Here is a 13,253-nt window from a genome sequence, read left to right as displayed (position 1 = left end):
GTGGTTAGCCCTCCAGCTCAATGCGCGTCAAGTTATCGCGCAAAATATCACCGAATTCATATTTGCCAGGAGATACGAAGGTGCATAATGCTAAATCTTCTTCGTCCAATTCGAGTACGCCCAAATCAACAGCGCTAAGGATGTCTTCGACGATCAATGCCCGTAATAACTGTGTTGGCAGATAGTCTTGTGGCATGACCTCTTCATAAACTCCGATAGGCACCATCGCGCGCGGTGAGCCATTGCTGGTTGTGGTGAAGTTGTATTTTTTGCCACCAAAGAAGTGCGAGATATAGATAGGCAATTTAGAGAAACGGTTTTTACCTGGACTAAAGAAGTGAAACGCAGGGCGCTCACGACCTTCAGGCAGCACACTCAATTGATTATGAAAGCGACCAAGATAAGCAATATTGTCAAATACTTTGCGACCAGACAATACCGAACCTGAGATAATACGATTCTCGCCCGCAGCCAATTGACCTTTCGTTAAGGCGGTAATGTCAGCACCGCGCTCGGTCATGACCAAATGCGGGTTAGTGACGGCAGGCCCTGCTAAGCTAATCATACGACGCGTATACAACCGACCTGTGGTAAATAACTGACCAATCGCAATCACGTCTTGATAACCAATCGTCCATACGCTTACACCGCGCATGATTGGATGCAAAAAGTGAATGTGCGTACCTGCCAGACCAGCGGGATGTTTACCAGCAAAGCTATGGTACTCAGTGACATTATTAGCAGCAGTTTTTGCAACTGGCGTCAACTGGGTATCACCATGATGGCAGACAAAGGTCTTGGGGCTGAGCGTCGATAGTACGGCAAGTCCGTCATTGAATGCTTGCAACTGCTCATTAATCAGCAGCATCGGATCAAAAGCCAATGGGTTGGTATCCATCGCTGTGACAAAGATGGCATGCGGACGAGCGCCAATTTCTGGAGCGCGACTAAAAGGGCGTGTGCGAAACGCAGTCCATTCGCCAGAAGCAAGTAGCTGGGTTTCAACGACTTTAGAATCTAGGTCAGCAAGCTGCTGGGAGTCATAGCGCTCAAAGTCTACTTCTTCACCGTTTGGGTCAACCGCAATCACAAGACTTTCGAACACACGACGTTCACCGCGTTTGATCGCGATGACTTTACCAGCAGCAGGCGCAGTATAAATAACGCCGACCCGTTTTTTGTCTTCAAATACGGGCTGACCTTTGGCTACGATGTCACCTTCTTTGACATTCATTGTGGGTTTCATACCCACATAATCATAGCCAACAACTGCTACATGTGTCGGTTGGTGCTCAGATATCTCGCGGGAGGGTTCACCGGTGATGGGCAAATCCAAACCTTTTTTGATGGTAATCATAAGCGAAAACTTAGTCCATAGTCTAAAACGATACCAGACATCCTGTTTGGTATATCGGTAGCATGAACATCTGCGTCATTCAATAAATCCCTCACACATCACATCCTATAGTAGGATAGTGATAAAGGATTTCTGAAAATAACACATGAACATAACTACTAGTAAGAGTATTAACGCTGACCTTAGACTCCTTAACAACACGTTAATGTCTTATTCGAATTACCAAAGTGGCGACTGGCTACCAAGGTGTATGTAAAAACTATCCGATCAAAATCAATTGCTAAAGCGGTTAGCTAGAAGTGATGACTCTAAAAACAAACAGTTTTATCATACGTTTCATTAAAAATTACAACTTGTAATACCAGTACAATTGACCGCCTTTATTGGTTAAGTATCATAAAAACAGATACTCAACTGAGTAAAAATGCAGCCAAGTTTTAATCTATTTAAGATAGACGGTAAACTGGTTAAGAGACAAACTGGCTGACCAATATAGAATAAGCAACATTCATTTATTCTGCATTGCTATAAGCGCCAGTAATGACGGTTCTAAATAGTTAGCTAATGATAGAGACATGATAAAAACGTGAAGAAAGGTATCTAATTAGAGTTGGGTGTTGCAGAGTAGACTCTTCAAAGGCTACCAGTTGAGATTTCTAATATAACCTTTCTTAGCAATACGTTAGCCAACATCATAGTGATGCAGTTGGCGGTTGCCCGATTCATCCTGACTGCTACGCTTTTACTTTAGTCACGAATGATTTAAGTAAAAGCGCATGGTTACTATCACATAGAAACAAATAAAAATTTACCTAGGATTATACGCTAAATTGACCTAAAATTGCCAGTCAGTAATTGAATTTACCTAATGTTGCTAGTATTTAAATACACTAAAACTTATGGTTATGATTGCTTATCCTATATTGTCATTCGTTGCTATTGCAGTGGTCAAGCAGATTTTTAGTCCGTCATTGGTGATGATATATCTGTCTATATTTTAATTCGCTTTTTGAGTGATATTTTTTTATCATTGTCTGATGTTTCAACGTTTAATTGTCTCAGTTTGTTTAATATTTTGCTTTATAAGGAATGCTATATGTGTGCTGTGCCCGTCATTATCCCGGCTATTGATTTAAAAGATGGTAAATGTGTACGTTTAAAACAAGGCCGTATGGAAGATGATACGGTGTTTTCTGATGATCCAGTCGCCATGGCAGCACGCTGGGTAGATGAAGGGGCACGTCGGCTACATTTGGTGGATTTGAATGGCGCGTTTGATGGTGTGCCTGTACACAGACAAGTGGTTCAGGAGATTGCCAAAGCTTACCCGAACTTGCCGATTCAATTGGGCGGCGGTGTGCGTGATATGAACACCATTGAGCAATACATTACCGCTGGTCTGACTTATATCATTATTGGCACAAAAGCGGTTGAAGACCCTAACTTTGTCGCTGAAGCTTGCCGCGAATTTGCAGGGCATATCATCGTGGGTATTGATGCCAAGGATGGTATGGTTGCCACTCATGGTTGGGCGAATGTTACTGATACCAAAGCGACCGAGCTTGCCAAGCGTTTTGCTGATGTAGGCGTGTCTTCTATCGTTTATACGGATATTGCTCGTGACGGTATGATGCAAGGCGTCAATGTCGAGCAAACCGTTAACTTAGCTCGCGAAGGCGGTTTGCCAGTGATTGCTTCAGGCGGTGTGACGGACATGAAAGATATTGAACTACTCAAACCTTATGGTGATTGTATCGAAGGTATTATTACCGGCCGTGCGATCTATGAAGGCACGTTAAATTTGGGCGAGGCTCAAGTCTATTTGGACAGCTAATAATAATTGAAAATTTAGAGCGTGTCCTCAAACTGAACAATAGCGACTAAATGGGTTAAAAATGAGGGCATGCCCTAGTAACGAGAAATCAGCAATAAAATTCGTAAAAAACGCGAAGGATGCTTATGGCTACCTACTTTGACCACTTAATACGACGCAGTTTTTTAAAAGCGTTGGGTCATATGCTGTTGGTAATAAGCGTCATTTGCACGTGGCCAGTTTATGCTGCTGAAGAAGTTACGGGCATAACGCCTGCCTTAGGGGTAGAGAGTACAGAAAATGAGGTGGCGGATGATCCTGTTGTATCAGACGGTGAAGTCGTCGTGCCCTCAGCACCATTGCCTGAGGCAGATCCACCACCAGTCATCACTGGTCAAAGCACCAATAATGCCCAGATTGAAACCACGCCTACCCCACAAAAAGACAATGACATTCGTCAACGTATCAATGGTATCTTTTCTGAAATCGAAGGTTTGCAAGCTGTCAATGTGAGCGTCACCCAAGGGGTCGTTACCTTAACAGGAGAGACGCCAAACGAGAAAAAAGCACAACAAGCTATCAATCTAACCAATCGTCTGACCGACGTGGTCACCGTCGAAGATCGCATTGATCGTACTCTAGATGTACAAGACAATGTCACGACTGTCTATCAAGGGTTAATGGTGCAAGCTAAAACGCTTATTAAAGCTTTGCCACTACTGTTGGTTGGTCTGGTGATATTTGCACTGGTGACGTGGTTTGGTAGTTGGTTGTCGAACCGCAAGAAAATGTGGCAACGCCTAACGCCAAATCCATTTGTCGCTGAACTGCTGTCACAAACCGTTAAAGTCATTTTTATTATTTTTGGTCTTATACTAGCACTGAGTTTAATCGGGGCAGAAACCATTTTAGGCACGTTGCTTGGCGGTGCAGGTGTTATCGGTATCGCCGTTGGTTTTGCGGTCAAAGACACCATCGAAAATTATATTGCTTCCCTCATGCTCAGCATTCGCCAGCCGTTTCGCGCGCGCGACCATATTGTGATTAATGGGCAGGAGGGTATTGTGGTACGTCTGACTTCACGAGCGACAATATTGATGACTTTAGATGGCAATCAGCTCCGTATTCCTAATGCGGAGGTCTTTAAGGGCACTATTCTAAATTACACCAAAAACCCCGAACGCCGCTTCACCTTTGAATTGGGTGTGGATACCAACGACGATCCGTTAGCCGCCATCAAAGTTGGCATTGATGCAATACATACATTGGAGTTTGTTTTAGATGAGCCAAAAGCATCTGCCGCCATCACCAATGTTGGCGATTCCAATATTATCCTAGAATTTCAAATCTGGGTGGATCAATCAAAAACAGATTTTGGGAAAGCGCGTAGTATTGCCATTCGCGAAACCAAGCATGCGCTAGAAAATGCAGGCTTTAGCTTACCAGAACCCATTTATCGACTACGTTTTAACAAAAAACTCGAAAAAGCATTTGAGCATATGCAGGGTAGCTTGCATACCAGTAGTGCTACTGCTCACAAGCCAAGCGTTTCAGTCGCTCCTACGATTATCCATGACGATCGGGATGAAGACCATCGTATTGACGATAAAGACAAGCAACAGGCAAAAGCTCGAGCCAAACATATTTTGCAAGGGCATGATGCCAAAGAAATCTTGGATGCGCGTCCTAACGATAAATTAATGGAAAAAGTTGAGCAAGAAATCGCAGAAAGCTCAGATGAGACTGATTTATTAAATAGTAATAGTCCACAAGAATAATTCGTAAGACTATACTAAAAAAATGGGCATAAAAAATGCAGTGAAACGTGTCTCTAATCCTTATTCAAATACGAGACATTTTTTATGCAAATGAAACATCTCATTATATTCGCATTGGTTGGCATAGTGGCGTTATTGGGTTTTAACCTTATCAACGGTATTCAGCATGATAAAAATAGAGAAATGGCCGTTGATGGCGTTAACTCTGAGCAATCGATGGCCAGCACAGCGGCATCTGATACAGATAAGGCAGTAAGTGGTTCAGAAAATATCGCGAGCAAACCACTTGGCGAACAGCCTAAAGCCATCTTGGATGATGCTACTGCCAAGATTGATCAGGCGCAGCAAGCCGATCAAGCACGGTTGGCACAAGTGAATAGTGAAACACAATAAAAATACGCCCATAAAAAAAGGCTAACGTCGACGTTAGCCTTTTTTATTGTTTTAAGGTTTTAGCTAAAGCTAGCTTTTCTTACTGGTGTTTCTACTACGACTATTTCTCTTAGCAGGGCTTTTCTTAGCTTGCCCCTTTTTGGTTTGATTCATCTCACTAGATTGCAGCTTTTCTTTCAAATCAAAGTCAATTTGTAGCAGATCCATGTTCACGCCAGCTACTTTTACTTTGACCAAATCGCCAAGTCCGAATAATGTGCCTTTGTCTTTACCGATAAGCTGCTGTTGCTGCTCATCATAAACAAAGAAGTCATCACCGACGTTTGAGATGTGGACCAAACCATCAATATATAAGTCAGTCAGGGTGACAAATAGACCAAAGTTAGTAACCGTGGTTACCACACCTTCGAAATCTTCACCGACATGATCTGTCATATAATGGCACTTGAGCCAAGACTCTACATAGCGCGATGCTTTTTCTGCACGGCGTTCTGTATCGGACGTTTGCGTACCAGCGCCTTCAAGAGAGAAGTCCATGACTGGTTGCTTGCTATTCGTCACTTTTGCTTTGATCGCACGATGCAGCATCAAATCGGGATAACGGCGAATAGGCGAGGTAAAGTGGCTATATTCGTCATAAGCCAAACCGAAGTGACCGATATTGTCAGGTGCATAATTTGCTTGCATCATTGAGCGCAGTAGCATGCTATGGATGCTAATCGCATCAGGTCGGTCTTTCGTTGCTTCAATAATTCGCTGATAATCCGCTTGCGTTGGATTCTCTTCTGGGAATGGCAAACCGAAGTTTTTTGCATATTCATGAATACGCATCGATTTTTCGCCATCAGGCTTATCGTGGTTACGATATAAGACTGGTAGCTCATGTTTTAGGGCAAAATTCGCCGCACAAGTATTGGCCAGTAGCATACATTCTTCGATAAGCTTCTGAGAATCACCGCGAGTACGCGGTAAAATAGCGTCGATACCACCTTTTTCATTAAACTTGATGTATGTCTCGACCGTTTCAAACTCCATCGCATGGCGCTCTTCACGTTTTTTAACGAGGAGCTCATACAGCTGGTACAAGGTATCGACTGATTTTTTGACGTCTTTGTTACCAGTTAATGAAGTAGGGACACTCTTGTCTTCTGGATTATCAAGATAAGCATTTACCTGGTTATAGGTTAAGCGTGCTTGCGAGTGCATCATTGCAGGATAAAACTCATATCCTGTGACTTTGCCTGCCCGTGATATTTTGATATCAGCCACCATACACAAGCGGTCACGATCAGGGTTTAATGAGCATAGACCGTTAGAGAGTACTTCAGGCAACATAGGAATCACGCGATGCGGGAAATAGACTGACGTACCACGTTCATAGGCATCTTGGTCAAGCGGTGAGTTTGGGGTGACATAATAACTCACATCAGCAATCGCTACCAAGACACGATAGTTACCACCAGAACGTTTTTCAGCAAAAACAGCATCATCAAAGTCACGCGCATCTTCACCATCGATAGTAACGAGTGGTAAGTCACGCAGATCCTTGCGACCTTTTAAGTCTTTTTCGGTGGGTTCTTGATAGCCGTTGGCCTGCTCAAGGGCTGCTTCACTAAAATCTGATGGAATATCATAATTGAGCAGGGTAGTTTCAATAATCAGTTCGCGATCATTATCATTAGACAATACTTCAGTGATTTTGCCCGTTGCAAACTCATGCTGGTTTGGCCAATCAATGATGTCCACCTTGACAGGAGAGCCTTGCTTAGCGTTTAGGGCTTGGACATTGTCTTCAGTAACCGTAATCGGTTGGTGGTTATTTGGACTGCCAAGTTCGACACAATAACCATCCTCATCACGAGCAAGTGTCCCAATGAAGTTGTCTTGACGACGTTCAACGACATCGACAATACGACCTTCAGTACGACCACGGTTATCTGTTGACGTACCAACGGCTTCCACTGTATCGCCATTAAACACCCAACGCATTTGTTTTTCATGCAAGAATAAATCTGGCATATCGCTTAACAAGACAAAACCAAAGCCTTTAGGATGTGCAGAGACTGTGCCGGTGACGACATCTTGCGTGGTCACTGTGCGATAGCGATAAGGGCGGCCATCGCGATTGACTTGTCCATCACGCGCCATTGCTTTTAGGCGATTGCCTAACGCATCAAACTGGTCTGAGTCATCAATATTAAAGGCTTTTGCCAATTGTTGATGCGTGACTTCACCATTCTCAGTAATCGTGCTGAGTATCAGCTCACGACTAGGGATAGGATTGTCATATCTTTTTGCCTCACTTGAGGCGTTTGGATCGTTCCAACTCATAAATTACCATATCTATTTTTAAAATTATTAATAAGGACTATCTTAACACGAACGACATTGCAATATCTTGCGTCAATTGTCTTATGTGTATTCGGTAGCATGGGATTGTCGCCTTTAACAGGCAAAAACCATCAGAACAAATCAAATATCAACATCGACCGCACTTGATTTATTGGTTATCTTTTTACTGTCTATCTCTTTGGACACTTCTAGTACCGTCGTTTGGTTAGACTTATCGAGATATTTTTGGGCTTTATCAACCTCAGTAGTCAACGTATTGACTGTCTGTTTCATGTTCTCTAACGCTTCAATTTTATAATTGCTGATCATATCCATCGTATCATATACATTATTGAAGGCGTTTTGTAATTTATCAAGCTCAATACTGCTACTGGTTGCTTGTTCATGAATCTCACCAGATTGGCGTTTAAGCATGGCTGAGGTTGATTCAATCAAACTGCTGGTGGTTTTATTCAACGCCGTAATCTGATCCAGTACTAGCTTTTGATTGGTCATGGCTTGGGCAACGACAACGGCTGTACGCAATGCAGAAATAGTGGTCGTGGTCGCACGATCCACACCTTTAATCAGCTCTAGATTGTTGCGGCGAATGGTATCAAGTGCCAAATACCCTTGCACGTTGACCGCCAACTGTGTCAAAAAATCGGTATTCTTTTGACGCACATAGAACAACATCTCTTCTTTAATGATACGCGCTTTTTCAGGATCCGTCGCTTCTATGGCATAGACCTTTTGCTCTAATTGCTCGTCAATTTTTTTGCCCACATAGACATATTGACGAATAGACTGCATCAACTCCCACATATTGATTTTTTCTTGCTCAATCATGGCATTATCTTTGAGCAGCTCGTCCTTACCATTATATAGACTGGTCACGACAGCATTGATATGCGATTGAGCCGACTCATATTGACGGAAATAATCTTGTACTTTATTACCAAAAGGAATGAGGCCAAACAACTTACGTGAGCTGGTGAGTTCTTTTTTACTTGGATCCAAATCTTCGACAATCCCGCGCAGCTCCGTCAGTGACTTGGCGATAGGAGAGTTATCAAATAAGCTGTCATTCAAGCTTTTCGCTGGTAAATCGAGCATACGATTAGATACTTGCGCCGATTCACGAATCTCTTTCGTCCCTAGATTATGAATAGATTGCACATTTTGCTGAAACTCAGGGCTATGCACGGAGTTGGTAATCACATGATCGACAAAAGCATCAACTTTGGCATCAAGCTCTGGAATTTGGCTTTCATCCAACTTGACCATCTGATCTGCTTCACTTTTTTGTATTTCTTTCACAGGTTCAGGCGCGGTCAAAGAAATACTAGGAGTACTGGCGTTTTCTGGTGGGGTCAATTCTTGCATGAAATTTCCTATAATATTTAAAATAGAAGGTATTTTGGATCAACGACAATGTGGCTTGATAACTATATAAGAGTAAATCGTAATAAAAGTAAACCGTAAATAATCATTCATAATGAACCATTTTTTATACGTAGTTTTTTATTTGAGTCTTATTTTGATAGTGCCAATCAAGCGCAGCTGACCTTTAGACTAACTTGTAATCAAATGGTTGAGAAGGTTGGTTTTGTAAAATAGCGTCAGCCAATTATATTTCGCTAAAAACATTCAAAAAACACATATGTCAGTTCAAATAATAAAAAACCATCAATATCCCGCAGCATATTGATGGTTAAGAGTATAAATATAGAACAATAACAGCCACAACTAACTGATAATCTAAAATGCCGATTATTTTTTCTTAGTTGGCCCAAGCAGCATACCCATTTGACGACCTTCCATCTTAGGGTACTGTTCGACGTTTGAGATATCAGCCGTATCTTCAATGATACGATCAAGTTGTTTACGCCCAATGTCTTGGTGCGCCATTTCACGTCCACGGAAGCGGATGCTAATTTTAACTTTGTCTTGATCTTCCAAGAAGCTCACGATTTTTCTCAGTTTCACCTGATAATCGGCTTCTTCGGTACTAGGGCGTAGCTTCATCTCTTTGAGCTGAGTCTGCTTCTGGTTTTTCTTAGCTTCTTTGGCCTTTTGCTTTTGATCATAGAGGAAATGCTTATAATCCATGATCTTACATACTGGCGGCTTGGCTTCAGGAACTAATTCGACCAAATCTAGATTGTCTTCACGTGCCGCTTTCATCGCGGTATCGATATCGACCACGCCCATTTGTTCGCCATCTTCTTTAACGAGACGGACTTCTTTGGCACTGATATCTTCGTTAATGTTCAAACGGTTCGACTGTTTAATAGGTATTACTCCTCATCTGTTTTTGGGGTCTGTCGGCCTTTCTCAGCGACAGCGGTCTGTACTAATGTAATAAATTCAGAAACACTCATCACCCCGAGGTTCTCACCTTCACGGGTTCGGACATTGACACTGCCCGATTCGACTTCTTTATCCCCTAATACTAGCATATAGGGAATACGTTCTAATGTTTTCTCTCGTATCTTAAATCCAATCTTTTCGTTACGCAAGTCACTAACAGCGCGAATACCTGCATTTTTTAGTTCACTCACCACATTTTCGCAGGCATTGCCTTGTTTGTCAGTGATATTCATGACCGCTACTTGCTGCGGCGCGAGCCATACTGGCATCCAACCCGCATAGTTTTCAATGAGTATACCGATGAAGCGCTCGAATGAACCCAAGATCGCACGGTGCAACATAATAGGCACTTCGCGCTCATTTTGTTCATTGACGAATTCTGCATCAAGGCGTTCAGGCATGTTTGGATCAACCTGAATCGTACCGCACTGCCAAACACGCCCTAAAGAATCCTTGAGACTAAATTCGATTTTCGGGCCATAGAATGCACCTTCTCCTGGGAGATAATCCCAATCAAGACCAGAGCTATCAAGAGCATCGGACAGTGCTTTTTCTGCAAAATCCCAAGACTCATCACTACCAACGCGTTTTTCAGGGCGAGTAGAGAGCTTCATGATAATGTTATCAAAACCAAAGTCTTCATAAACAGCAAGGGTCAGCTTAATAAAATCAGCCACTTCTTGCTGAATTTGCGCTTGAGTACAGAAAATATGTGCATCATCTTGAGTGAAACCACGTACTCGCATCAGGCCATGCAGTGAGCCTGACGGTTCGTTACGATGACAAGAGCCAAACTCTGCCATACGTAATGGCAAATCACGGTAAGACTTTAAGCCTTGGTTAAAGACTTGCACGTGGCAAGGACAGTTCATCGGCTTTACCGCATAATCACGGTTTTCACTAGAGGTCGTAAACATATTGGTCGCATAATTGCCCCAATGTCCAGAACGCTCCCATAAGCTACGATCAACGATTTGTGGCGTTTTGATTTCTTCATAGCCATTATCGTATTGTACTTTACGCATATATTGCTCAAGTACTTGATAAATCGTCCAGCCGTTTGCATGCCAAAAAACCATACCTGGCGCTTGTTCTTGCATATGAAACAGATTGAGCGCTTTACCGATCTTACGATGGTCACGTTTTTCAGCTTCTTCAATACGCTGGATATACGCTTTTAGATCTTTCTTATCCGCCCATGCTGTACCATAAATACGTTGTAGCTGTTCATTTTTGGCATCACCGCGCCAATAAGCGCCAGACATCTTAGTCAGTTTAAATACTTTTAGAAATCGTGTATTTGGTACGTGCGGGCCACGGCACATATCGACATATTCTTGATGATGATAAAGACCAAAGGCTTCCTCACCCGGCATATCGTTAATCAATTTAAGCTTATAATCTTCATTACGTGACTGAAATATCTCAATCGCTTCAGCGCGCGGCGTCATTTTTTTAATCACGTCATAATCTTGCTTTATCAGCGCCATCATGCGCTTTTCGATTGCTTCCATGTGCTCAGGTGTGAAGGGCGTCTCACTAAAAATATCATAATAAAATCCGTCATCAATAACAGGGCCAATCACCATTTTTACATCAGGATATAGCTGTTTAACAGCATGACCCAATAGATGAGCACAGGAGTGGCGAATGATATCAACACCGTCAGCATCTTTTGGTGTTACGATTTCGACCTTAGCATCAGCAATAATAGGGTCGTGCGCATCTACCAAATGTCCGTTCACGCGCCCAGCAACCGTTGCTTTAGCAAGCCCTGTCCCAATACTTTGCGCCACTTCCATGACTGTGGTATTGCCTTCGAAGTTTTTTACGCTACCATCGGGTAAAGTAATCGCTACCATAATATATTCGCCTGTTTTTGGGTCCGTTGGCAGTGATGATTGCAACCATCAATCATATAACTGTGAGACCACATCAATTTATTCAATCATTGTGATATGTTGTAAAAATACGTGCATGCCTTTTCTTCTCTAATATAATCTGCATACAACCTTAAGAACCAACCAATGATAACAGCTGATTGAATTTTGATAAGGGTCAGTATTTTACCTTTATAGGAGAAATCCAATAGTAGAGAATAGAAACAACGTTATAATAGCAAAAATAGTCTATGAACACTAGATAGTAAGGGGCAGGACAACAGCTATCGCTATCTACTTGGTAATTTCTCTATCGAGTAATTTAGATAGTCTTATATAGGTATCCTAGTTAGCGATGTCAAGAGTCTAGAGGACATGATAGTTGTTATATTTTAGAAAAAAGCTGGTAATGACATTCAAAACTTAGCGACGTTAACTATCAAAAAGTAGCCAATGACGGCTATCAACTACTATGTCATCGTCATCAAAAATATGTCATCAAATTTTCAAACTAAGTATCGATACGCTCTAATTTAGTCAGTGCATGGTTACGATAATAAGTATCGTTGCGTACATTAAAACCCATTTTTTGCCAAAAGCTATTGCCAATGTCATTAGTTTGAAAAATAAACAAACCTACTTTGCTTATTGTTAAAGCTTTCATTTGATCTAATACCATCTCCACCAATCTCTGAGCGATGCTTTGATTGCGATAATCTTGATGTACTACGGTATGGTAGATATAGCCACGGCGGCCATCTTGACCTGCAAGGATGACCCCAACAATTTGTTGGTTTTCTTCCGCGACAAAACTTAGCGTTGGATTGCGCTGTAACATACGAGCGATACCTTGCTGAGAATCGTCTACATCATTTAACCCCATACCTGGAGTACTGATCCATAATTGATATACATCAGCATAATCAGCAATCTTCATTTCGCGAATATCCATCTTATCTTTCCTTAAGGCAAGTGAATTACCTAATAAGCACTCTATGGTCTATGCAAGTACTTTACTATGTCATACAAAACAGCTAAAAAATTATAGAATAAATGTATTTAAAATTATTTTGATATAGTCCTTGACCCTCATCTAAAACCACGTATAATGCCACCCAGTCGGAAGGGAGCAGCATTAGGGGTTATAGATAGATTATATCTATGCAAACTAATTTAGCTAACCCAGTTTTAACCTACCTTCTCATAGCGAGAAAAAAAGTTAAAACCAGTTAAAAATATTTCTTGACTTACTAAATAAAGCGTCTATAATACGCACCTCATTAAGGCAAAGCAGTTAGTAAAGAGTGATTGATCACTTATAATTAGCC

9 protein-coding genes are annotated in these 13,253 nt (G+C 41.9%); 3 read left to right on the top strand and 6 right to left on the bottom strand.

Annotated elements, in window-relative coordinates; genetic code table 11:
* Nucleotides 1-4: 4 nt before the first annotated feature.
* Nucleotides 5-1,357 (bottom strand): Na(+)-translocating NADH-quinone reductase subunit A, encoded by a 1,353-nt coding sequence (locus JMY02_RS11630; protein WP_201598497.1) that lies wholly within the window; start codon nucleotides 1,355-1,357, stop codon nucleotides 5-7.
* Nucleotides 1,358-2,453: 1,096 nt separating this feature from the next.
* Here JMY02_RS11630 and hisA point away from each other — a divergent pair.
* The 3 genes from hisA (at nucleotide 2,454) to JMY02_RS11615 (ending at nucleotide 5,341) form a co-directional block, all read left to right on the top strand.
* A complete protein-coding gene (hisA, locus tag JMY02_RS11625; protein WP_021813168.1) occupies nucleotides 2,454-3,191 on the top strand; it encodes a 1-(5-phosphoribosyl)-5-[(5-phosphoribosylamino)methylideneamino]imidazole-4-carboxamide isomerase in 738 nt (245 codons plus the stop codon).
* Nucleotides 3,192-3,316: 125 nt separating this feature from the next.
* On the top strand, nucleotides 3,317-4,948 hold the full coding sequence (locus tag JMY02_RS11620) for a mechanosensitive ion channel family protein (RefSeq protein WP_201598496.1): 1,632 nt from the start codon (nucleotides 3,317-3,319) through the stop codon (nucleotides 4,946-4,948).
* 84 nt (nucleotides 4,949-5,032) lie between these two features.
* A complete protein-coding gene (locus JMY02_RS11615) occupies nucleotides 5,033-5,341 on the top strand; it encodes a hypothetical protein (protein WP_201598492.1) in 309 nt (102 codons plus the stop codon).
* 69 nt (nucleotides 5,342-5,410) lie between these two features.
* Here JMY02_RS11615 and rnr read toward each other — a convergent pair whose 3' ends face one another.
* From rnr to JMY02_RS11590, 5 genes are all read right to left on the bottom strand, one after another.
* Nucleotides 5,411-7,672: a ribonuclease R gene (gene rnr / locus JMY02_RS11610; protein ID WP_201598490.1), complete on the bottom strand. Its 2,262-nt coding sequence runs from the start codon at nucleotides 7,670-7,672 to the stop codon at nucleotides 5,411-5,413.
* Nucleotides 7,673-7,813: 141 nt separating this feature from the next.
* A complete protein-coding gene (locus JMY02_RS11605; protein WP_201598486.1) occupies nucleotides 7,814-9,058 on the bottom strand; it encodes a toxic anion resistance protein in 1,245 nt (414 codons plus the stop codon).
* A 387-nt stretch (nucleotides 9,059-9,445) separates the two neighbouring features.
* Nucleotides 9,446-9,949: a translation initiation factor IF-3 gene (infC, locus tag JMY02_RS11600; RefSeq protein WP_021813163.1), complete on the bottom strand. Its 504-nt coding sequence runs from the start codon at nucleotides 9,947-9,949 to the stop codon at nucleotides 9,446-9,448.
* Between the two features lie 23 nt (nucleotides 9,950-9,972).
* Nucleotides 9,973-11,907 carry a threonine--tRNA ligase gene (gene thrS, locus JMY02_RS11595; RefSeq protein WP_201598485.1) on the bottom strand — a complete coding sequence of 645 codons (1,935 nt, stop codon included), beginning with the start codon at nucleotides 11,905-11,907 and terminating at the stop codon, nucleotides 9,973-9,975.
* 529 nt (nucleotides 11,908-12,436) lie between these two features.
* Nucleotides 12,437-12,877, bottom strand: a complete 441-nt coding sequence (locus JMY02_RS11590) for a GNAT family N-acetyltransferase (RefSeq protein WP_201598484.1) — start codon at nucleotides 12,875-12,877, stop codon at nucleotides 12,437-12,439.
* Nucleotides 12,878-13,253: the final 376 nt, after the last annotated feature.

It is taken from the genome of Psychrobacter vallis (assembly GCF_904846715.1).
Taxonomy (GTDB): Bacteria; Pseudomonadota; Gammaproteobacteria; order Pseudomonadales; family Moraxellaceae; genus Psychrobacter; species Psychrobacter vallis.
Note: the sequence above shows the minus strand (reverse complement) of the source record. Positions and strands in the feature narration are given on the sequence as shown.

Excerpts from the sequence above, each read along its gene's own strand:
- JMY02_RS11630 (WP_201598497.1), bottom strand. The coding sequence starts at position 1,357 with ATGATTACCATCAAAAAAGGTTTGGATTTGCCCATCACCGGTGAACCC.
- hisA (WP_021813168.1), top strand. The coding sequence starts at position 2,454 with ATGTGTGCTGTGCCCGTCATTATCCCGGCTATTGATTTAAAAGATGGT.
- JMY02_RS11620 (WP_201598496.1), top strand. The coding sequence starts at position 3,317 with ATGGCTACCTACTTTGACCACTTAATACGACGCAGTTTTTTAAAAGCG.
- JMY02_RS11615 (WP_201598492.1), top strand. The coding sequence starts at position 5,033 with ATGCAAATGAAACATCTCATTATATTCGCATTGGTTGGCATAGTGGCG.
- rnr (WP_201598490.1), bottom strand. The coding sequence starts at position 7,672 with ATGAGTTGGAACGATCCAAACGCCTCAAGTGAGGCAAAAAGATATGAC.
- JMY02_RS11605 (WP_201598486.1), bottom strand. The coding sequence starts at position 9,058 with ATGCAAGAATTGACCCCACCAGAAAACGCCAGTACTCCTAGTATTTCT.
- thrS (WP_201598485.1), bottom strand. The coding sequence starts at position 11,907 with ATGGTAGCGATTACTTTACCCGATGGTAGCGTAAAAAACTTCGAAGGC.
- JMY02_RS11590 (WP_201598484.1), bottom strand. The coding sequence starts at position 12,877 with ATGGATATTCGCGAAATGAAGATTGCTGATTATGCTGATGTATATCAA.